This window comes from Candidatus Defluviilinea proxima (assembly GCA_016721115.1).
GTDB classification, from domain to species: domain Bacteria; phylum Chloroflexota; class Anaerolineae; order Anaerolineales; family Villigracilaceae; genus Defluviilinea; species Defluviilinea proxima.
On record JADKIW010000001.1, the window covers coordinates 771,864 to 794,406 of the forward strand.

Here is a 22,543-nt window from a genome sequence, read left to right on the forward strand (position 1 = left end):
ATCCATATCAACTTAGAGGAGAATATTTATGGCTACGATTGAAACCAGTGTCAGTATCAGCAAGCCCGTTGAGAAGGTTTTTGAGTTCATCACCAATCTCGAGAACCAGAAGAAATTAAGTTCATACATTACCGGCGTTCAAACCAGCGGACCTGTAGCAGTGGGAATGAAATACGTGATCGAGACCACTTCCATGGGCAACGTTATCAAGACCACCAACGAAGTCGTTTCCCTTGAACCCAACAAGAAATTCGGCGTGAAGACCCTCGCCACCCCGCCCGCCTCCGATGTGACCAATACCTACATTCTCGAAAAGGATGGCGCTGGCACAAAGCTCATCCTGCAAATGGACGCGGTCCTCGTCCCCGCAGGGATGCCCTCCATGCCCGGGATGGAAGATATGATGAAGAAACAAATGCAGACTGGGTTGGATACCACAATGCAGTCCTTGAAGAAGTTGATCGAAGCATAACATTTTTCAAAAACAAGCCTCCCTTGAAAAAATTCACGGGAGGCTTTTCACTATTCAGGTAAAATCATTGAATAATCCTAATGGAACTTTGTGTGCTACACTCGAACTGCATACAAAAGTAATCGCTACTAACCTTTGCTAATTATGAGCAACGCACAAAAAACGTCGGGCATACTTGTAACATCACGATATGCGACAGGATGTATTGAGGTTTATCATGAAAAAAAATCTAAGGTATTTTCTTAGTATATGCGGTATCTTTGTATTAATTTTCGTTTATGCACTTTTTCAGGCGCAGGCATTAGATACTAAGTTTATCGTTTCTCTTTATACTATTTTATCTGCAATCATTTATGAATTATGGAAGCTAATCTCCAATCCTACTGTTTTTATTGCACTATTAATATTAGTTGTTATTAGAATGTTTAGAGAAAATATTGAGAATATATTTCCTGCAATCAAGGAACTTTCAGCTGGAAGTCTCTCAGCAAAATTTGAATTTCCAGAAGTAAAATTCCCGCTGTCAAACACAACGCAAAGCATATTAGATAAGACATCAGAAGCAGAAAATGTAGTTGCAAGAAGAATAATAGACACCTTGGGAATAAGCAGTTGTAATGTTTTATTGAAGATCGACAATCTCCCACTTAATGTCTTGGAATTTATTAGTATATTAAGTGACGAGAAACTTTTTTCTGTTAATTATGAGTTCTATAGTAAAAGAGTAGAAATTGACATAACGAATATTTATTATGATGGAATTCTCAGATCTTTGTGGGTATATGTTATACCGCACTTGATGGACAAGCAGTATATTGAAGGCAATAAAATAGTACGCATGAATTTTAAGCCAGGGATTAGAAAATTAATTAAAGATCATTTACAAGAATTAGAGCGTACCGTGACCGAAGAAGATCGCGCATCTAATTCAGCTAAAGTATTAGGCTGACAACTTCATCCAGCATCCAAGGCTTTGCTTATCTTATAACAGTTAAGTTTTTGTGTGCTTGATTATGAGCAGTAAAGTGAAAGGTGTATCTCAATAGATACTCGCTTCACAACCCGCTAGATACCTAGTTCAAGTTCTGCTGAAAGGTTCAGTATAAAACAGAGCATCCTGCGCTGAACACCACGGGAGGCTTTGTAATAATAAGAGACTAGCAAACATGAGCAAATACTTTGTAGAAGAACATATCACCATTGACGCCGATATCAATACGGTCTGGGGATACATGATCGATTGGGACTCGTATCCGCGCTGGAACCCGTTCATCGTGAAAGTTGACTATAGAGCGAGCAAGAACGGTCAAGGCGACATCATGAAGTTCTCTCTGGCGTGGCATGATGGCAGAACAGGCACATCGCTCGAGCAGATGATATCAAGTACACATCCTCAGAATGGATCAGCGGAATTGAAATACAAATATGCTCATCCAGTTGCAAAGCTGGGACTGTTACGAGCCACACGAGTTCAGACGTTGCAGAGTAAAGGAAATCAGACAGAGTATTCTACGAGAGAGGAATACCATGGCATTTTGGCGCGCTTTGTGCCATTCGCCGATGTAAAGCAGGGATTTGCCGCTCAGGCTAAAGCTCTGGCCCGTATCGCTTCGGGGAAAATGGAATAGAATTCGATAGCACACCTATGCATGTATAAAAACAAAGCCTCGTGCACGGAACTCTGCAGGAGGCTTTGTCGTTAAATAAAAACCTTGACTTCCCTTCGCGATTTTTAGCGAAAGTTTACTTAATTTTTGAGACAAGCGATAAAATCCACCCATGCACAAACACGCCGCAACACAAGTTCCTTCGCATTCGCTCAGGACAAGTCTGCTTTCTGCATTCTGCATTCTTTTCCTCATTTCCTGCTCCTCCCCAACCCCTCAAGCAATTCCCGCAACTGAGACACCCGCTATCCCCACAAACACGGTCGCGCCATCGGAAACGCCTCTTCCCACCGAAACACCGACCGCCACGCCAATACCCGTCCCTACGCTGGAACGTCCGCAGTATGTGATGGATGTGCAGTTGAACTACTCGAACAAGTCCGCGACTGTGAACCAGACCATCACCTATCCCAACTGGACCGGTGAGACGCTGAACAACCTCGTCCTTGCGGTGGAGCCCAACCTATGGAGCGGTGGATTCAATCTCAGCTCACTCACAGTAGACGGAACACCAATTACCAATTACACATTGGAGAATCAGAGTCAAAAACTCGAAATCCCATTGGCGCAACCCATCCCTGCTGGTGGAACTACCGTCATTACCATATCCTATGGTCTCATCCTTCCGCAAATGCAGGCATATAGCAACCCAAACGAGATCCGTCCGCAGATCTATGGCTTCTCAGAACGACAACTCAACCTCGTGGATTGGTATCCGTTCGTGGTGCCTTACGTCAGCGGCGAAGGATGGATATTGCACAACCCGTGGTATTACGGCGAGCATCTTGTCTATGATGTAGCTGACTTCGATGTGACCGTCACATTCACCGATGGATCGAGTCCGCAGATCGCGGCGTCAGGGGCAGAAGAAGTTTCAGGAACAGCAGGCAGTCGTCGGTTTACGTTGGAAGCGGGGCGCACGTTTGCGCTGTCCATTAGCACGTTGTTCAAAGTCGCCACGCGTCAGGTCGGCGATGTCACAGTCTATAGTTATTACTTCGCGTATTACGATGCACCCGGCGAAGCGATGTTGCAAACAACGGTCGAAGCGATGCAGGTCTATAGTGAAAAGTTCGGGCCCTATCGTCACAAAACGCTGACCGCTGTGCAGGGCGATTTCAACGATGGCATGGAATATTCGGGTTTTTATTTCATCAGCCGCGATTACTTCAACTTGTACGATAACACGCCCAAGAATTATCTCGTCATCATTGCGGCGCACGAGACCGCGCACGCGTGGTGGTTCGATGCGGTTGCCGACGATCAGGCGCTTGAGCCGTGGCTCGATGAAACACTCGCCACCTACAGCGAACGTGTCTATTATGAAACGGTACACCCCGACCTTTTGAATTGGTGGTGGGGCTATCGCTATTTTGAATTTCAACAAGCGGGCTATGTCGATACGCCCATCTACGATGGCGGCGGTCAACGTCCGTATTGGGACAAGACCTATCTCACAGGCGCGCGTTTCATCGAAGCGTTGCGCGAAAAAGTTGGCGATGAAATTTTCTTTGCGTTCCTCAAAGATTACTACACTCAGTTCGTCGGCAAGCGCGCCACAACCGCCGATTTCTTCCGCGTCTTCCGCGAACACTCCAACGCAGATATTTCTGATCTGATGAAACAGTATTTTCAGAACACATACTAACACCACATCATCCGTCATTGCGAGGAGGGCGTAGCCCGACGAAGCAATCTCCGTCACCGTGTTGGGGATTGCTTCGGGCTGTCGCCCTCGCAATGACGGGGGAACTCTATTATGCGACTCCATCTTCGACCCACCTTCCTCTTCCTTTTACTTCTCCTCACATCTTGTAATTTGACCAACCCGGCGCAGGCGCTTCCTCCTACGCTCGTGCTTGTTACTGCAAACCCCAATGCATCACCCACCCCGACGCCTTTTCAACCGTCCGATTCAAATTACATCCCCATCGATGCACCAACTCTCATATCCACCTACACTCCGCTCCCGCCCACGAACACCCCATTACCAACTCTCGCATTTACAGCAACAGCACTTCCTCAACCGACATCACCATCGCAATCATCGCGCACGCAATATACGCTCTATGCTTTGCTCGATTACTACGGACGTCAAGTCGCTGCGGACGAGACAGTCGTGTACACGAATCAAACTGGCGTGGCATTGAATGAACTCGTCATGGCCGTAGAGTCCATGCATCGCGGCGGGTTCACGATGGAACACATCCTGCTCAACGGCAATCAACTCAACTATGATCTCAACTCGCATCGGCTCACAGTCTATTTGCCGCAACCACTTCAACCTAACTCACAAATATCACTGGCAATGCGTTTCCGTATTGCCATCCCTGCCAAAGTCAAGGATGCGCCCTATGGCTACGATGTGGACCAGGTCAACCTGACGGATTGGTATCCGTTCGTAGTGCCGTACAGTAACGGCTGGGGCTTGCACGATGAGTCGTATCTTGGCGAACACCTCGTCTACGATGCCGCGGACTTTGATGTGAACATCAAAACCGTGGAAGGTGCCATCACCCTCGCCACAAGCGGAGTCGAAGAAGCCAACGGCGAATGGACGCGATATCGTCTCTACGGCGCGCGGACGTTTGCACTGTCAGCCAGCGACCAATTCCAAGTGGTGGATTCAACTGCGGGCGGGGCACAGATCCGCGCGTACTATTATCCAGGATATGAAGCGGAAGGCTTGGCGATTCTGAATGCGGCGGTCCGTGCAGTGAATCTGTATTCGTCACAGTTCGCGCCGTATCCGTATGGGAGTCTGAGTGTCGTCCAAGCAGACTTGAACGATGGGCAGGAGTATGACGGTCTCGTATTTTTGGCGACCAAGTTTTACAACGAATACAACGGCACGGCACGCAGTAACCTTGTGACGATCGGTGTGCATGAGATTGCGCATCAATGGTGGTTCGGTTTGGTGGGGAGCGATCAAGCGATGGAGCCATGGCTCGATGAGGCATTGGCCGCGTATAGCGAAGCCATCTTCTATAAATACAGCTATCCCAACTCGCTCGATTGGTGGTGGCAGTTCCGCGTCAATTACTTTGGCCCCTCGGGGTATGTGGACACGAACGTATATGATGCACCGACATTCCGCGCGTATGTCAACGCGGCCTATCTCAATGGCGCCAACTTTTTAGAATCCCTAAACTACCGCATGGGCGATGATGCCTTCTACGCTTTTCTACAGGATTATTGTTCACGCTACGGACGTGGTCACGCCACTGCGTATGATTTCTTTGCCGTCGCAAGGCAGAACACCACGGCAGATATATCCGATCTGATCGCAGCGTATTTCAAGGGAAGTTATTAATCGACAGTAGGGGCGACCCGCTTGGAAAGATGAAATTACTCAACGGTCCTGATGGGTCGCCCCTACGATATACAACCTGATTCATTATATGGTTGGCAATTCCCCCACTCCGCTGTATAATCCGCCAGACTTGAAGTAAGAAAAACCAGTCTGACTCTTTCAATAAGGAAGCATGAACAATATTCTGAACTGCATGTGTATACGGCGGGGTCGCTAAACCACCGCCTCTGAATTTCCCGTAAACAAACGGCTGAATGCCGCAGACGGTGGGCTTTGACCCCGCATATTCACGAAGTCGTCCATGGACGACTTTTTGAGTTAACTCCACCGCTTGCAAACGCTGGAAAATTCCAGCTGGCAGACAGCCGTTTTATTTATTTCAAGAGTAGGGGCGACCCTTCAGGATTACCGAAGGCTTTGACCGTGCCAGGCGGGTCGCCCCTACTCTAACCACAAGCAAACCCAAAGGAGCAATCGTATGAAAATCGCAAGCAATGTCACAGAATTGATCGGCAACACCCCGCTCGTCAAACTGAACCGTGTCACCGAAGGCGTCGGTGCAGAAGTGGTCGCCAAGCTGGAATTTTTCAATCCAGCCCACAGCGTCAAGGACCGCATCGGATTCGCCATGATCGACGCCGCTGAAAAAGCCGGTCTCATCAACAAGGACACCACCCTCGTCGAGCCCACCAGTGGCAACACCGGCATCGCGCTCGCGATGGTCGCTGCCGCACGTGGATACAAACTCATCCTGACCATGCCCGAGACCATGAGCAAGGAACGCCGTATGTTACTGCGTGCTTATGGTGCCGAGTTAATCCTGACCCCCGGCCCCGATGGCATGGGCGGAGCGATCCGCAAGGCTGAAGAGATCGTTGCTTCCGACCCGAAAAAATACTTCCTGCCACAACAGTTCAAGAACCCGGCCAACCCCGAGATCCATCGCAAGACAACCGCCGAAGAGATCTGGAACGATACCGATGGCAAAGTAGATATTCTCATCTCTGGCATCGGCACTGGCGGAACCATCACCGGCGTAGGCGAAGTGCTCAAAGCACGCAAGCCCTCATTCAAAGCTATCGCGGTTGAACCCGATGCATCCCCGGTTCTTTCCGGCGGGACAAAGGGTCCGCATCCCATTCAGGGAATTGGCGCAGGTTTCGTACCCGATGTTCTCAACACAACCGTCTACGATGAAGTCATCCGCGTAACAAATGAAAATGCTTTCCAAACCGCCCGCCGCATGGCGCGTGAAGAAGGTCTGTTGGTGGGCATCTCCTCCGGCGCTGCAACATGGGCCGCATTGCAAGTAGCCGCCCGCCCTGAGAATAAAGGCAAGCTCATTGTAGTCATCATCCCTTCGTTCGGCGAACGCTATCTCTCCACTGCTCTCTTCGCCGATCTGGTGGATGGTTAATTTTTTACCGCGAAGAGCGCGAAGAACGCCAAGTTTTTAAAGGTTTTCTTCGCGCTCTTTGCGGGCTTGGCGGTTCAAATTCGCCCGCCAAAAGTCAAGTAGGAGTAAGTATGGTATTCAAAACAATTCATGACGATGTTCAATCCGTTCTTGAGCGCGACCCAGCCGCCCGCAATGTGCTCGAGGTGCTGATCTGTTACCCCGGTCTACATGCCATCTGGGCACACCGCTTTTCACATAAACTTTGGAAGAACAATATCAAGCTACTGGCACGCGGAATCTCTCAAGTCATGCGCAGTATCACCGGCGTCGAAATTCACCCAGGCGCAACGATCGGTCACAACTTCTTTATCGATCACGGTATGGGCGTTGTCATTGGCGAGACCGCTGAGATCGGCGATAACGTCACCATCTATCACGGCGTCACGCTCGGCGGAACCAGCCTGCACAAAACCAAACGTCATCCCACCATCGAAGATCACGTCGTCATCGGTGCAGGCGCAAAAGTTCTCGGCGCCATCACCATCGGCGCGAACAGTCGCATCGGCGCGAACGCAGTAGTGGTCAAATCCACGCCGCCCGATTCTGTAGTGGTCGGTGTACCAGGTCAGGTCGTTGTGCGCGAACATGCCAAGCACACACCTCAAGAAAAAGTTGACCTCGAACATGGAAGCCTGCCCGATACCATCGGTGAGACTCTTGCCGCCCTCATTGAACATGTCGAGTCGCTTGAGAAGCGCGTCAACGGCGGAGAGAAGTATGGTCCCGTCTTGCATGCGCCCGAACACGGAGTTTGGAAAGCTGTGGACTTCTCCATTTAAATGAATATTTGGGACTTTCAAACCCGCCTCACTCGTCGACTTTTTGTCTGGTCCGCGTTGAGTGTAGTTTTTTCCACGCTGACAGTTTTCTCTGCAGACACCTTCCTGCGCGGACTCGCGATTCAATGTTTCGTATGGGGAGTCATTGATGGAGCAATCGCTTTTTTCGGTGAACGTGCGTCAGCGAAGAAAAGGCTGATCGTTCAAGGATCAAATTCGGCTGAGGATGAAGCGAAAGAGTCGCGCTGGTTGCGTCGCATCTTGTGGGTCAACACCGGCTTGGACGTTCTCTACATCCTTGGTGGAGTCTGGTTGATGAAAACATGGGGAGCGGAGAATCCACTTTGGCGTGGTCATGGAATGGGAATCATTCTGCAGGGTGGATTCCTGTTCTTATTTGACTTTTTCCATGCGGTTTCCCTACGAAGTGTACGAATAAGCTAAACGTTCACTAAGAAGTTTCATCGCGTTCGGTTTCTCTGGTAAAATCCCGCCTCGATTTCGGAGGCAGTAAAGAAATGGATTTGGAACACAGCACAATCGAAACGAACGGCGTTAAATTACACGTCGTGCAGGCGGGGCCTAAAAGCGGAATACCTATCGTACTTTTGCATGGCTTTCCTGAATTTTGGTATGGGTGGAGAAACCAAATTCCCGCGTTAGCAGAGGCGGGATGCAGAGTCATTATCCCTGACCAACGCGGATACAACTTGAGCGATAAACCCAAAGGCGTGAAGAATTATGATGTATTTACTCTGGTCAAAGATATCATCGGTTTGATCGACGCACTTGGTTATGAAAAAGTAAATCTGGTGGGGCATGATTGGGGCGCTGTGGTTGCATGGACACTAGCGATCAAATATCCCGAACGATTGCATAAACTTAGCATCATGAATGTCCCGCATCCCACCGTGATGCGACGTTTTCTGATGCGCGACTTCGAACAGATGCGTCGCTCGTGGTATGTCATGTTCTTTCAATTACCATGGATCCCTGAATTAGGAATGCGCATCAACGATTGGCATAACCTGATCCGTGCGACACATGGCACAAGCAAGATCGGTTCGTTCATCAACGAAGACATTGAGAAATACAAAGAAGCCTGGTCACAACCCGATGCAATGACGTCCATGATCAACTGGTATCGCGCCATTGTCCGCAACCAAACATGGGCATCCAACGAAAACATGCGCGTCAAAGTCCCAACCTTGATGATGTGGGGCATGAAAGACTTCGCGCTTACACACCGCATGGCCCGTCCCAGCATGGATTATGTGGACGAAGGTAACCTGATCCTCTTCCCCGAAGCTACACACTGGGTGCAACACGATGCCGCCGAAGAAGTGAATCACTATCTGACTGATTTTATTTTGGACAAGGCGAGTCAGATCGCGATTCGTTGATGTTTCAAAACGTCACAGTACGACAAAACAGAATTCTTCTCTGATATTTACATTGTTATAGGTTGGAAACCAGTGAGATCAGTTAACAAGCAAGAGAATACATTGAATGTATTCTCTTGCTTGCACAATAACATACTCTGCTAACCACAGTATATGTTAAATTTACCCTACGGTGCAGCGATCACCAACTCCGTGGTCATCCCCACATCATCCAACGAGGTGTACCAGTAGTCGGTCGTCAGACTTTCGGTCGGGATCCCCAGGATCTCGTTGAAACTGCTCAGGTACTTCGTTCTCTCACTTGTGAACACCTTCACCCCGTTCGTGCTCACCACTCGCACTGGTCCTCCGTTGATCCCATACCGCGGGAACACTCTCTGCCCCGGCAGGATCGAGTACGGTGTCGTGTTCTTCTTCACCCCTCCGATGTACACATCCACTTCCGCTGTCTCTGTCTCACTTGGGTTCCCGATCACCAGGTACGTGATCATGCTGGCATCATCCAATGAGGTGAACCAGAGCTCGGTCGAGGTTTGAGCTATCGGGTACCCCAACACTTCATTGAAACTGTTCCCATACTTCGTTCTCTCGCTCGTGAACACCTTCACTCCGTTCGTGCTCACCACTCGTACCGGTCCGCCGTTGATCCCATATCGCGGGAACACTCTCTGCCCAGGTAGGATCGAGTACGGTGTTGTGTTCTTCTTCACGCCTCCGATGTACACATCCACTTCCGCTGTCTCCGTCTCACTTGGGTTCCCGATCACCAGGTACGTGATCATTCCCGCATCGTCATAGCTCGTGAACCAGAACTCGGTGTCCAGTTGGGTCGAGGGGAACCCCATCACTTCGTTGAAGCTGTTCCCATACTTCGTTCTCTCGCTCGTGAACACACTCACTCCGTTCGTGCTCACCACTCGTACCGGTCCGCCGTTGATCCCATAGCGCGGGTACACTCGCTGCCCAGGCGGGATCGAGTACGGTGTTGTGTTCTTCTTCACTCCGCCGATGTACACATCCACTTCCGCTGTCTCTGTCTCGCTTGGGTTCCCGATCACCAGGTAGGTGATCATGCCCGCATCGTCCAATGAGGTGAACCAGTATTCGGTCGTCAGTTGATCCGCGGGGAACCCGACGATCGAGTTGAAGCTGCTCCCGTAGATCGCTCGTTGACTCGTGAACATGTTCACTCCGTTCGTGCTTCTCACTCGTACCGGTCCGCCGTTGATCCCGTACCGATTTGTTATACGTCCGCTTGGTGCAACGGTGTAGTTCTTTGGCGGGTTGGTGCCGATCGTTACATTAACTTTGGCATGTTCGTATTCATATGCCCCAATATCACAGTGACTCCCAAATGGACGTGTCACTCCACGCTGATCCGTCGCGGAGCAATTCGTGTCGTTACCTGTGTCAATCGCGGAACTTCCTACCTGAAGAGGTATGGTTTGAGTGAAGCCACCATAGTTCCCTAAAGTTCCGAGCTTAGGATCGGCTACGATAATGTTCGTACCACCGGCATATCCGCCTTGGATTACGCTGTCAGTGATGACAGGAGTGCTAGATACATTATAAATTTGTGCCCCATTAGGAGCGGTGTTTCCCCATAAGATCATATTATGGATAACCGAAGTACTATTACCAGTATTGTAGATACCACCACCAAGCGAGTGGGCCACATTATCACTAAGGGTTACATTCGCCATCGTCGGATTACTGGTAGAGTTATATAAGCCACCTCCCTCCCCCCCAGCAGGTATTCCGTCTACTTCATAGTAAGCCAAGTTGCCGCTGAAAGTGACGTTTGTTAAAATCGGATTATTACCAGACCAATTCATCATTCCACCTCCACTAGAAGCTGTGTTGTTAGTGAAGGTGACGTTCGTTAGAACAGGATCACAATAGTTAAAGTTTTCCATCCCTCCTCCGCCACGACCTGCGGTATTGTTGTCAAAAATCACGTTTGTAAGGATAGGACTACTATAATAATCGTTGCGTATTCCCCCGCCTTCAAGCGCAGAGTTGTTGCTAAATACAACATTGGTTATTGTTGGGATGTAATATTTTCCCTGATTGTAAAATGGATTGCCATAGTTATACATGCCACCACCATATGTGGCATGATTTCCAACAATGATCAAATTTTTCACGCTTGGGCTTCCAAGGTTATTATAAATCCCCCCCCCCTTGCCTGCATCGCCTGCATATGTTTCACTATCTGCGTTCCCACCTGTAACTGTGAACCCATCCAGCAAAGCAGTAGTATCTGTGTTGCTCGCAACCACAACATGATAGGAATTATCAGTGGTATTCCCTGCCACACCGATATCCCCACTCAAGGTTGTAACATTTGTTTGTACATTGCGCTGACTGCGGAGCGTCTCATTGCCTGCAAACCCGCCATAGACTGCGACACCGTTCTTGAGATTGAAAGAAATCGTACGGTCTGTATTTGTGGTTGGCTTGTACGCCCCTGCCGCGACCCAAATCTCATCATCGCTTGAAGCGACGGACAAGGCCGATTGCAAGTCGGTGTAGGCGTCGGTCCAGGAGGAACCGTTGTTCAATCCCATCGCGCTCCACTTGACATAATAGGTCATAGGCACATATTCATACGCCCCGATGTCACAGTGACGCCCCTGTGGACGGGTCATCCCTCGCTGATCCGTGGCAGGACACGCCACATCATAACCCGCATTAATGGCTGAACTACCAGCTTGTAAGGGGATGGTTTGTGTGAAATCACCATAATTTCCCAACGCGCCTAACTTAGGGTTAGTTGTAATAATATTTGTTCCACCTGCATACCCACCTTGCACTACACTGTCACTAATTACTGGAGTACTCAGAGAACTGGAGATTTGTGCACCTGCGGGGGCATTATTTCCCCATAGAATTGTATTTCTTATAACTGGATAACTCTTGATAACATTATATATTCCACCGCCACTGGATGTAGCAGTATTATTTGCGATGGTAATATTCGTTATGGTAGGAGACCCTTGGAAGTTGTATATCCCACCACCAATGCCAGCTGTGTTCCCTGTAACAGTAACATTTGTCAAATTAGGATTGCTAATAAAATTCCCGATCCCCCCGCCTGAAGATGAAGCTGTATTATTCACGAATGTAACATTCGTCAGGTTGGGAATGCCACTACTATGATTGTACATTCCACCGCCAGATACTTCAGCAATATTTGAGTCGAAAATAATATTGAGCAGGAAGGGGCTGCTACCGTGAAGATGATTCCCTATACCGCCACCCCAGTTAGCTTTGTTGGCAATAAAAAATAAATTTTTCAGACTTGGGCTGCCCATAAGATTGTACATTCCACCACCTACGGCATGGGGGTCTGAATTGGCATTCGCATTTCCCTTTGTTATTGTGAATCCATCCAATATTGCAGTGTTATCTGTGGCTCCACCTATGACAACATGATACGAATTGTCACTATCATCGTCTGTAGCTCCAATATTCCCACTTAAAATAGAGACATTTGTTTCATAATCTCGTTGAGAGAGTAAAGTTTCAGTGCCCGAAAAGCCGCCATAGACTGCCACGTTGTTCTTGAGCGCGAATGAAATTGTTCGATCAATTCCAGATGTAGGATAATATGTCCCCGCAGCAACCCAAATCTCATCGCCATAGAACGAGGCAGAAAGGGCGGATTGTAAATCCGTGAAGGCATCTCCCCAAGAAGTGCCATTATTCGACCCAGTTGCATTCCATTTGACATGATGAATCTCATGGCGATATTCAAATGCCCCCATATCACAATGTGATTGTTGCGGACGAGTCAGTTCTCGCTGGTCGGTTGTTGCGCAAACTGCATCATTACCAGCATCAATTGCAGGTGAACCCGCAAGGAGAGCCATTGTTTTAGTAAAGCCTCCATTGTGTGACAGCCCAGAAAGCAATGGATCCACATTCAAATTGCCTGCACCTGCATATCCACCTTGTACAATGCTATAACTGACAGTAGCATTTCCATTAACCAATTCCCCGCCAACATTACTCCATAGAATGCTATTCTTTATCATTAAGTTGCTACCAATATCGTTGGACACCCCTCCACCGCTCATGGCTGTATTTTCACTCATCGTTACATTCAATAAGCTAATACTACTGTCTGAGTTGATGATACCGCCCCCAAGGTTAACAGCCGTATTGTTATTGAAGGTCACATTTGTTAAACTCGGATTACTATTATTGTTGGCCATTCCGCCGCCACTGCCTGCCAAGTTGTTGCTGAACAATACATTCATTAGATACGGGCTACTACCTATATAATTATATATTCCACCACCAATGGCTGTCACAGCGTTTGTATCAAAAGTCACATTCTTTAGTGACGGACTGCTCATATAATTCATCATCCCCCCTCCTTCATCTGCTGAATTACCGACAAAGGCAACATTCGTTAAACCTGGACTACTACTAGTGTTATATACTCCACCTCCGGAAATAGCTGAGTTATCACTAAAAGTGATATTTGCCAAAGTTGGATTACCATTGCTACTATACATCCCCCCTCCACTATCATTGGGATATACCCCATTGGCATTTCCATTGGTGATAATAAATCCATCCAATACTGCTGAATTATCCACACCACTTCCAATTACTATATGATACGAATTATCACTATTATCTTCGGCAACACCGATGTCACCGCTTAAAATTGTTTCCGGGAATTGTGGAAATCGATAATTATGAAAATCTTCGCCTATAAATCCACCATAAATTGCTACACCATTCTTAAGCACAAAAGAAGCGGCACGATCTGTTCCAGCAGTTGGTTTATACGTTCCAGCTGCAACCCATATCTCATCTCCGCTAGATGCAGTTAAGAGTGCAGATTGTAAGTCTGTATATGCATCCGACCAAGAAGTACCATCATTTTTCCCAGCTGCGCTCGATTTGACATAAATGACTCCTAGGCTTGCCTGTACAGGTGTCACAATTATTACACTCGTGACCAATGCAATTATAAGAATGAGCCGGATGCCTAATATATTATGAATTTTCTTAAACATACTTTCTCCCCGGGAGTACTTCCTCCCTAGTGTTTGGTTTCGAAATTACCCCACAAAGGTAACTTCATCGAAATCATTATAGACCTCCAACTTTCACAAACACAAGGTGATGGATGTCACAGTTTGGTTACAACCAAACAGTCCGCCTCGTACGAGGCGGACTGTTTTACTGTTTTGTGGCTCTTTGACTATCCCCTACTCTACGGTGCGGCGATCACCAACTCTGTGGTCATCCCCACATCATCCAACGAAGTGTACCAGTAGTCGGTCGTCAGACTTTCGGTCGGGATCCCCAGGATCTCGTTGAAACTGCTCAGGTACTTCGTTCTCTCACTCGCGAACACCTTCACTCCGTTCGTGCTCACCACTCGCACTGGTCCTCCGTTGATCCCATACCGCGGGAACACTCTCTGCCCCGGCAGGATCGAGTACGGTGTCGTGTTCTTCTTCACTCCTCCGATGTACACATCCACTTCCGCTGTCTCCGTCTCACTTGGGTTCCCGATCACCAGGTACGTGATCATGCTGGCATCATCCAATGAGGTGAACCAGAGCTCGGTCGAGGTTTGAGCTATCGGGTACCCCAACACTTCATTGAAACTGTTCCCATACTTCGTTCTCTCGCTCGTGAACACCTTCACTCCGTTCGTGCTCACCACTCGTACTGGTCCTCCATTGATCCCATACCGAGGGAACACTCTCTGCCCAGGTAGGATCGAGTACGGTGTTGTGTTCTTCTTCACGCCTCCGATGTACACATCCACTTCCGCTGTTTCTGTCTCGCTTGGGTTCCCGATCACCAGGTACGTGATCATCCCCGCATCGTCATAGCTCGTGAACCAGAACTCTGTGTCCAGTTGGGTCGAGGGAACCCCATCACTTCGTTGAAGCTGTTCCCATACTTCGTTCTCTCGCTCAGAACACACTCACTCCGTTCGTGCTCACTACCCGTACCGGTCCGCCGTTGATCCCATAGCGCGGGTACACTCTCTGCCCAGGCGGGATCGAGTATGGTGTCGTGTTCTTCTTCACCCCTCCGATGTACACATCCACTAACGCTGTCTCTGTCTCACTCGGGTTCCCGATCACCAAATACGTGATCATCCCCGCATCGTCCAATGAGGTGAACCAGTATTCGGTCGTCCGTTGATCCGCGGGGAACCTGACGATCGAGTTGAAGCTGCTCCCGTAGATCGCTCGTTGACTCGTGAACATGTTCACCCTGTTCGTGCTTCTCACTCGTACTGGTCCACCGTTGATCCCGTACCGATCCGTTAGTCGTTGCCCTGTTCCTATTCCGTAGTTCCCTGTGTGTTCCCACCGATCGTTACATTGATGTTCGAACAACCTATTGAGGTGTTGAATGTGCTGGTGTAGTTCTGCCCACTTGTGTTGGCTCCCAGGTTGCTGTAGCTGAGGTTCAGCGGCGCAAAGGTGTGACAGGTGCTTGTTGGGGTTACTGTTCCACTCCAGCCACCTGGCACTGTGATCGTGTAACTCCCGTCTCCTTTGGAGTGTCACTGTCTTGGCGCCTCCATCCGTGTAGCTTAGGGTCACTCCTCCTACCCCTACATTCCCACTGATGGTGTACATAAACGTCGCGATGTAGTTTTGTGCTGTTTGGTTTGTTGTTACATTGCTATAGCTTCGGTTGAGCGGTGAGAAGAAATAGCCTGCCTTCGAGGGCGTTACCGTCCCACTCCAACCGCTTGGTACTGTGATCGTGTAGCTCCCATCCCCTTGCGATACAACTGTCTTCGCCGTCCCATCCACATAGCTCAGCGTCACGCCCGGTGCTCCTGCATTGCCGCTGATGGTGGGAAGCAACGTTGCAGTGTAGTTTTGGGTTGTTTGATTTGTGGTTACATTGCTGTAGCTGCGGTTGAGCGGTGAGAAGATATATCCTGCCTTTGACGGTGTTACCGTCCCGCTCCACCCAGGTGAAACATAGATCGTGTAGTTTCCACTCCCGTCTGCTGTCACTGTTTTGAACCCACCATCCGCGTACTGCAGAACTACATCACCCGTACCTGCATTACCAGATATTGAACGGGTGTTTTCGACCAGTGATACATCATCCAGGTTAAAGTTGACTACCTGCCCGCTTGTCTCCGTGTAAAACTTTATTGTATGTAGAGCATTGGTAGCAAAACCACTAACATCCACACTTACCTGTTTGTAGCTCGAATATGAGTTCTTCTGTGTTGCGTTGGCTGAGAACACGGGCACGTTATCAATCAGAACAGTAAATTTGTCATTGGCATCACTACCTGAGCTAGCTCTGCCAATCCAAAGATAGAACTTGAGTTTGAGCGAGGGGTAACCATCGGGAAAATAGACAACTTGGGTAAGTGAAGCTGCCTCGTTATTTGTAGTCCCACCAAGCCAACCCCAAACAGATCCCGTACGTGGTCCCGCTGTTCCAGCGCTGTCTCCACAATCTGCAATCGTACACAAAGGCGACCCGTAATTTGTTGAGTATTGCGCCCAATAAGGATAGGTCGCGTAAGAATACTCAAAGCTGGGATCTTGAAGATCGCCAAATGACTGGCGTTTGTTCATTTCTACTGCATCCAGAGCAGTCTTCACTTGTGTACAATTCCCTGTTGTAATCTCATGTTGACCAATCAGGTTGGAACAGGCTTGCTGGAGAACAAGGTATAGATCCGAGTAATCTGAGGCGGATGTCAGCAGGTTCGTCTGCGCTTCATAATAGATCGCTCCCACCTTCTCCCAACCCAAAGCGGTCACTGTCTTCCCGTTGAACGACCCTCCATCTACCATCAGGTAGACCGCTTTGTTATTTACACCACTGTTGGTATGTACACCGCCACCGTCACCATCGCTGATGTAATAATTTGCGCTTGACATCTTATCTGGGTCGCCAAAGGCTGGCGGATTGCTCATACTGCGGAAGGCACCCAATCCAGTGACATCTTCTCCGATCTGCCATTTGACTCCGGCCGTGTCCGTCCCCTGACCGTTGGTCTGGTCGTAGTACTCCCCGAACACATCCGACAGTGATTCGTTGATCGCACCCGATTGATAATAATAAAACAGGTTCGATTCGCGTTCTGTCACACCGTGTGTCAGTTCGTGTGCCACAATATCATCTGCCAAGGCAAAACCGTAGGCACTACCGTACACCATCTGCGTACCATACCAGTAGGCATTCCCAAATGGACAGGCAAATCCCGGCTCACAGTACTGCACCGTCGAGATGATCGTCATCCCATTATTGTCGATGCTGTCACGGTTGAAGTTGGCCGCATAAAAAGTGTGAGAGCCAATCGCATATTTGTGCGCCCCATCTCCATGCGGATTGCTCCCATTCGTGCAGTTTGGTTGTGTTTGATCACAAAGAAACGTACCGGGAAGCGATGAAGTATTATTGGCAATGTAAGTCTCTATATGTTTACTTCCATTAGCCAAATTAAAATCAGTAGTGTCAACCATACCAATGGCTGTTGCTTGCACTTTATAAGCTCCATATACTGCATTGGCAGTAAAAGAGCTGGTGGTAGCAACACCATCGAAACCTGTAACGACTGTTGTTTCATTCGTACCCGTATTACTAAAGACCCCACTTGGACCTGATAACGGCGCCGTGAAAGTTACTGTTACACCTGGAACACCTGCTCCTGTCCCATCAGTCACCACAACAGCAAGATTCGAACCAGCTACTTCCCCTACCATAATAAACTGCGGAGAACCTTGTAAAACAGAGATTAAAGATGGGATGGATCCCGGCTGATATTCAACTGCGCCTATATCACACACACTTCCCTGCGGGCGAGCAACCCCACGTTGGTCTGTAGTTAGACAAGTAGATGAATTACCAGCATTAATTGCCGGGCTGCCACCCATAAGAGCATGTGTCAAAGTAAGTCCACCATTATCCTGTACAGGTGTAAGGCGAGGATCAATTGATTTGGCGCTCGTACCAACAAGATCGCCGGTGGTTGGGGTAAACGTGCAACCTGAACTATTCCCGATCAAGTTGTAGCCAGCCGAGATTATTGGACCTGAGCAATCTGGTCCTCCGCTTCCAGACGAATTACCTGCGACCAGCGTATTTTGGACCGTGATGGTCCCGCTATAACCATCACCATTATAATAAATACCGCCGCCAAGACCTTGGTTGGCCCTATTGGCAGTGATAGTACTATTATTTAGCACGATCGTGCTACCAGACATCATGAATCCGCCACCATACTGTGCTTCATTACCACTAATAGTACTATTGTTCACTGTGAGTGTTGCGCCGTTATAGACTCCACCACCATACTGTGGAGAGTAATTATTTATAACCAGACTGTTATTTAGAGTCAGGACCCCTCTATTATCAATACCAGCACCATACTCACCAGTATTGTTTTGGACGATGACATTGTTCAAAATCAACTTTCCACTATTATTGGAAATACCGCCAGCAGAGGCGCCTGCCGATCCATGCTGGATAATAAATTGTTCAATTGTAGATTGAGACTCATTGACACGAATCCCTACCCATTTATTTTGACCATCAATCACAGACCACCCATCTTGAGTAGTGAACGTGGCATCCCATCCACCTGACAAGTCTACATCTTTATCAAGTAGAACTATCCAGGGTCCATTACCAGTATACGTGCCAGCGGCGACTAATACCCTATCACCATCAAAGAAGTCAGGTTTAGCCAACACACCATTGATCGTCGCACAGGGCGTGACAGGGGCATGGCAATCATTACTATCATTGCCTGTAGGGGCAACATACCAAAGAACATTGCTGAGAGTAAAATTAGCTGATTCAATCCCATTTGCCGAAGCAACTACCTGATATGAGCCCACTATAGCATTTGCAGTGAATATTGACGTGGTTGCGATACCGTTTACATCTGTGGTCACTGTCGTTGTTCGTGCGTTGGTGTTAGAAAATGTCCCACTCGCCCCATTGTTTGGGGCCGTAAAGGTAATATTTATGCTGGAAACCGGACTCCCCAGACTATCCAAGGCCACAACTTTTAGTGGCTTGGAAAAGGCTACTCCAGGAAGGGCGTGTTGGTTGTTACCACCAATAATTGAAAGACTTGCTACACTACCTGGAACGGTATATTCATAGGCACCAATATCACATTTTGAGCCTTGCGGACGTGATATACCACGCTCGTCAACAGACAAGCAAGTAGATGGGTTACCTGCATCAATGGCCGGACTATCAGCCTGTAACGAATGATAACCGGGCGCCCCAATCAACTCGCCCAATTTGGGGTTGACATTGGTCAAGTCACCTGTACTCGCTACAAAAGTACAGCCTGCTGTATCACCGATCAAGTTATAGCCGGCCGAGTTAATCGAGCCATAACAATCCGACCCACTTGTTGCTGCAGAGTTTCCTGCAACGATTGTATTTTTCACGGTGATGGTACCACCCGATGTATAAATACCGCCCCAACTTGTGGACGTATTGCCGGTAACAGTGCTGTTGTTTAAGGTTGCCGTGCCACCACTATTACTAAGGCCTCCCCTCAAATTTCCACTTATCGTGCTGTTATTTAGGGTCAATGCCCCTGATTGATTGCTGATCCCTGTTTCCACATTATTGTTTATAGTGCTACTATTCAACGTCAATAAAATCGACGAGCCAGTGTTATAAATGCCATGTCCACTATTATCACTGATGATACTGGTATTTAAGGTTAATGTACTTCCAGACTGGTTCCTAATGCCGAAACCTGAACCACTAGCATCCTTTGTGCCACTTACAATACTACTATTTAGTGTTAACGCACCACCATCGTTAAAGATACCAACATAATAACTATTCTGAACCTTGCTTCGTTCGATGTTTGCAGTAACCCCACTGTTCAGAGTTACACCCCGTCGTGCGCTCTGCCCATCGAATATTGACATGCCAGTTTGCGCCGCAAAACTTGCATTCCACCCACCCGATATACTAACATTCTTATTAATTAACACCACTTCTGTTCCAGTACCGGTATACGTTCCCGTTGCAACCCTGATCTGGTCTCCTCCCATAGCTTTGCCAATCGCGCCATTGACAGTGGCACAAGGTAAAAGGGCAGTTGAACATGAGTTATTATTTGAACCTGTCGCAGCAACGTAAAATATTCCATTATTAGTCAGTTGAAAAACTGCAGTGCCTGGAACACCGCTTACTGTGGCATTGACCGAATACACCCCCCACTGACTGTTCGCGGTGAAAGCCGATGACACTGCGTCCCCATTGCTATCCGTAATAGCGGTTGTGGTATTTGTTCCGCTATCCGTGAATATTCCACTGGCGCCGGAAGCAGGTGCCATAAAAGTTACAGTTACACCAACTGCCGGATTTAAGGATCCATCCATTACTCTTACTGATAGAGGCAATGCAAAGGGAGATCCTGTCATGGTTGCTTGCTTGGAGCCATTCAGCACTTTCAAATTCCCATTTGGGGCGTACTCGTATGCCCCAATGTCGCAAGAACTGCCATAAGGGCGGGACATACCACGCTGATCGTCTATCGGACAGTTCCCATTATCGCCTGAATCGATTGCCGGACTTCCCGCTTGAAGGGAATGAAGTGGAAGACTTCCACTTAATGAAGGATCAAGTTTTGGATCCACATTAAGTATGGCACCTGTCCCACTCGTAATCGTGCACCCTGCTGCATTGCCTAAAATAGAATAAGGTAAGCTAATGGTATTGGAGCCGGAACAATCAGGACCACCTCCAGAGGCCGTATTTTGGGCAAGAATAACATTTCTGATGCTGAGAGTGAGGGTCGTAGAGTTGTTAAGAGCCAGTCCACCACCGGACCCGTTTGAATTGTTATACGCGATGGTGGAGTTACGGATCCCGACATATCCATTACCGGCGTACATCCCGCCACCAGAAAGACTTGCTGTATTACCGCTGATAGTACTATTAGAAACACTAAAATTGATGCCTGCCGTATAAATTCCTGCACCCTTTGCCGCAGAATTATTAATGACTGAACTGTATTTTAAAACCACAGAGGTGTTATTACCAGCATAAATGCCACCACCATTAGCTGCACCCCGTGTACAATCTTGGATTACAAAATGATCAATTACCGTATATGACACCCAATCGTTTACAAAAACACCACTCCTGACACCACCTCCGTCAATGACAGATGCTCCATTTTGTGATGTAAATGTATCATTCCATCCTCCAGAGAGAGTTACGGATTTTGAAATGGTTACTACACTGCCGGCTGTTCCCGTATAAGTGCCGCTTGCGACCTTGATGATATCATCTGCCCCAGCCTTGCCAATTGCGCCATTGATGGTAAGGCATGGCGAAGCGGGCGCAGTACATGAATTCGTATCATTTCCTGTAGGGGCCACATACCAGTTCACACCGGCAAGCAAGGGCATGTTCTCTTCAGATGGCTGAACGGTCACTGGCTGCACATCCTGTTGCACTTCATTGGTAGTGCCCACCTCTCCCCAAGCATTATCGACCTGATTGAAGTGCAGGCTGATATCCCCCCTCTCCGCATTGACCAACACCAACTCACGGACTGGCAAGTTGTTCTCTTTCGCCGTCACTTCCATGCGCCAGACAAGTTCAATAGGGCGCGTACTCGGCTTCAATAGGCTTTCATCATAGATCCACAACTCAGGTTCGGTTGTCACAAAATCTACAGCCTTCTTATCATATTGTTCTGCAACAACTTGAAGGGCGCTTTCGACCGCTTGTGTTGAATCAATCTTCGGGTCAGTTTGAAGCGAGAGTTCAGACGATACTTCCCCGTTCATTGAATACAAATCGCCTTTATCGTTTGTGTTCACGATCAGCTCGCCACCCATCACAGGAATACCGTTGTATTTCTGCTGATAATGGACTGTCACACGTCCATCATCCGAACGAATAGATTTGATTTGGGACAGGTCACGCGCAGGGTTCTTTACTCCAAATTCAGGAGCATACCGATTCGCCAATGCCATGGCTGGATCTTGTGGGCGGGCATACGTACCCAAAGCTCTCTCTGCAGAAAGCGCGCGTCCACTTTCTGGACCGATAAAACTGACCCTACCTGTTTGGGAGTTGATCTGGCGTTTGGCACCGTCACTGTCTGTTTGGACTATAACTTTGCGCCCACTCCCATCTCCGCCATCCTGTGCATAAGCAACAGGCGGTTGAGTTGAAGAAAATATCATTGTAAATGCCACAAGGATAGTAATAATCTGGTGATATCTATTTTTGGTAAACATGTTTATCTCCCTGGGAGTGCTCCCTCCCTAGTGTTTGTTTTCGAAATTACCCCACAAAGGCAACTTCATCGAAGTCATTATAGCCCTCCAATTTTCACAAACACAAGGTGATGGATGTCACAGTTTGGTTACAGTAAAACAGTCCGTCTCTCATGAGACGGACTGTTTTACTGTTGTGTTGCTCTTTG

Annotated in this window: 12 protein-coding genes; 9 read left to right on the plus strand and 3 right to left on the minus strand. The window is 48.2% G+C overall.

The features are described from left to right. Positions 1-28: 28 nt before the first annotated feature. From IPP66_03580 to IPP66_03620, 9 genes are all read left to right on the plus strand, one after another. A complete protein-coding gene (locus IPP66_03580) occupies positions 29-472 on the plus strand; it encodes an SRPBCC family protein (protein MBK9924350.1) in 444 nt (147 codons plus the stop codon). A 217-nt stretch (positions 473-689) separates the two neighbouring features. Continuing rightward, the gene (locus tag IPP66_03585; protein ID MBK9924351.1) at positions 690-1,421 is read left to right on the plus strand and encodes a hypothetical protein; all 732 of its coding nucleotides are present in this window, start codon (positions 690-692) and stop codon (positions 1,419-1,421) included. 217 nt (positions 1,422-1,638) lie between these two features. Next, positions 1,639-2,100 (plus strand): SRPBCC family protein, encoded by a 462-nt coding sequence (locus IPP66_03590; protein MBK9924352.1) that lies wholly within the window; start codon positions 1,639-1,641, stop codon positions 2,098-2,100. A gap of 151 nt (positions 2,101-2,251) precedes the next feature. Next, complete coding sequence (locus IPP66_03595; GenBank protein ID MBK9924353.1) at positions 2,252-3,787, plus strand: M1 family metallopeptidase; 1,536 nt, start codon at positions 2,252-2,254, stop codon at positions 3,785-3,787. 111 nt (positions 3,788-3,898) lie between these two features. After that, complete coding sequence (locus IPP66_03600; GenBank protein MBK9924354.1) at positions 3,899-5,452, plus strand: M1 family metallopeptidase; 1,554 nt, start codon at positions 3,899-3,901, stop codon at positions 5,450-5,452. A 478-nt stretch (positions 5,453-5,930) separates the two neighbouring features. Then, positions 5,931-6,869 (plus strand): cysteine synthase A, encoded by a 939-nt coding sequence (cysK, locus tag IPP66_03605; GenBank protein ID MBK9924355.1) that lies wholly within the window; start codon positions 5,931-5,933, stop codon positions 6,867-6,869. Positions 6,870-6,979: 110 nt separating this feature from the next. After that, on the plus strand, positions 6,980-7,690 hold the full coding sequence (gene cysE / locus IPP66_03610; protein ID MBK9924356.1) for a serine O-acetyltransferase: 711 nt from the start codon (positions 6,980-6,982) through the stop codon (positions 7,688-7,690). Next, positions 7,691-8,134, plus strand: coding sequence for a hypothetical protein (locus IPP66_03615; protein ID MBK9924357.1), 444 nt, complete (start codon positions 7,691-7,693; stop codon positions 8,132-8,134). Positions 8,135-8,208: 74 nt separating this feature from the next. Next, positions 8,209-9,093, plus strand: coding sequence for an alpha/beta hydrolase (locus IPP66_03620; protein MBK9924358.1), 885 nt, complete (start codon positions 8,209-8,211; stop codon positions 9,091-9,093). Between the two features lie 167 nt (positions 9,094-9,260). Here IPP66_03620 and IPP66_03625 read toward each other — a convergent pair whose 3' ends face one another. The 3 genes from IPP66_03625 to IPP66_03635 form a co-directional block, all read right to left on the minus strand. After that, the gene (locus IPP66_03625; protein MBK9924359.1) at positions 9,261-14,129 is read right to left on the minus strand and encodes a hypothetical protein; all 4,869 of its coding nucleotides are present in this window, start codon (positions 14,127-14,129) and stop codon (positions 9,261-9,263) included. A 200-nt stretch (positions 14,130-14,329) separates the two neighbouring features. After that, positions 14,330-15,055 (minus strand): hypothetical protein, encoded by a 726-nt coding sequence (locus IPP66_03630; protein ID MBK9924360.1) that lies wholly within the window; start codon positions 15,053-15,055, stop codon positions 14,330-14,332. Further along, positions 15,045-22,355, minus strand: a complete 7,311-nt coding sequence (locus IPP66_03635; GenBank protein MBK9924361.1) for a M4 family metallopeptidase — start codon at positions 22,353-22,355, stop codon at positions 15,045-15,047. Before IPP66_03635 ends, IPP66_03630 begins: the two co-directional genes overlap by 11 nt. Positions 22,356-22,543 lie beyond the last annotated feature (188 nt).

Excerpts from the sequence above, each read along its gene's own strand:
- IPP66_03615 (MBK9924357.1), top strand. The coding sequence starts at position 7,691 with ATGAATATTTGGGACTTTCAAACCCGCCTCACTCGTCGACTTTTTGTC.
- cysE (MBK9924356.1), top strand. The coding sequence starts at position 6,980 with ATGGTATTCAAAACAATTCATGACGATGTTCAATCCGTTCTTGAGCGC.
- IPP66_03600 (MBK9924354.1), top strand. The coding sequence starts at position 3,899 with ATGCGACTCCATCTTCGACCCACCTTCCTCTTCCTTTTACTTCTCCTC.
- IPP66_03620 (MBK9924358.1), top strand. The coding sequence starts at position 8,209 with ATGGATTTGGAACACAGCACAATCGAAACGAACGGCGTTAAATTACAC.
- IPP66_03585 (MBK9924351.1), top strand. The coding sequence starts at position 690 with ATGAAAAAAAATCTAAGGTATTTTCTTAGTATATGCGGTATCTTTGTA.
- IPP66_03580 (MBK9924350.1), top strand. The coding sequence starts at position 29 with ATGGCTACGATTGAAACCAGTGTCAGTATCAGCAAGCCCGTTGAGAAG.
- cysK (MBK9924355.1), top strand. The coding sequence starts at position 5,931 with ATGAAAATCGCAAGCAATGTCACAGAATTGATCGGCAACACCCCGCTC.
- IPP66_03625 (MBK9924359.1), bottom strand. The coding sequence starts at position 14,129 with ATGTTTAAGAAAATTCATAATATATTAGGCATCCGGCTCATTCTTATA.
- IPP66_03590 (MBK9924352.1), top strand. The coding sequence starts at position 1,639 with ATGAGCAAATACTTTGTAGAAGAACATATCACCATTGACGCCGATATC.
- IPP66_03595 (MBK9924353.1), top strand. The coding sequence starts at position 2,252 with ATGCACAAACACGCCGCAACACAAGTTCCTTCGCATTCGCTCAGGACA.
- IPP66_03635 (MBK9924361.1), bottom strand. The coding sequence starts at position 22,355 with ATGTTTACCAAAAATAGATATCACCAGATTATTACTATCCTTGTGGCA.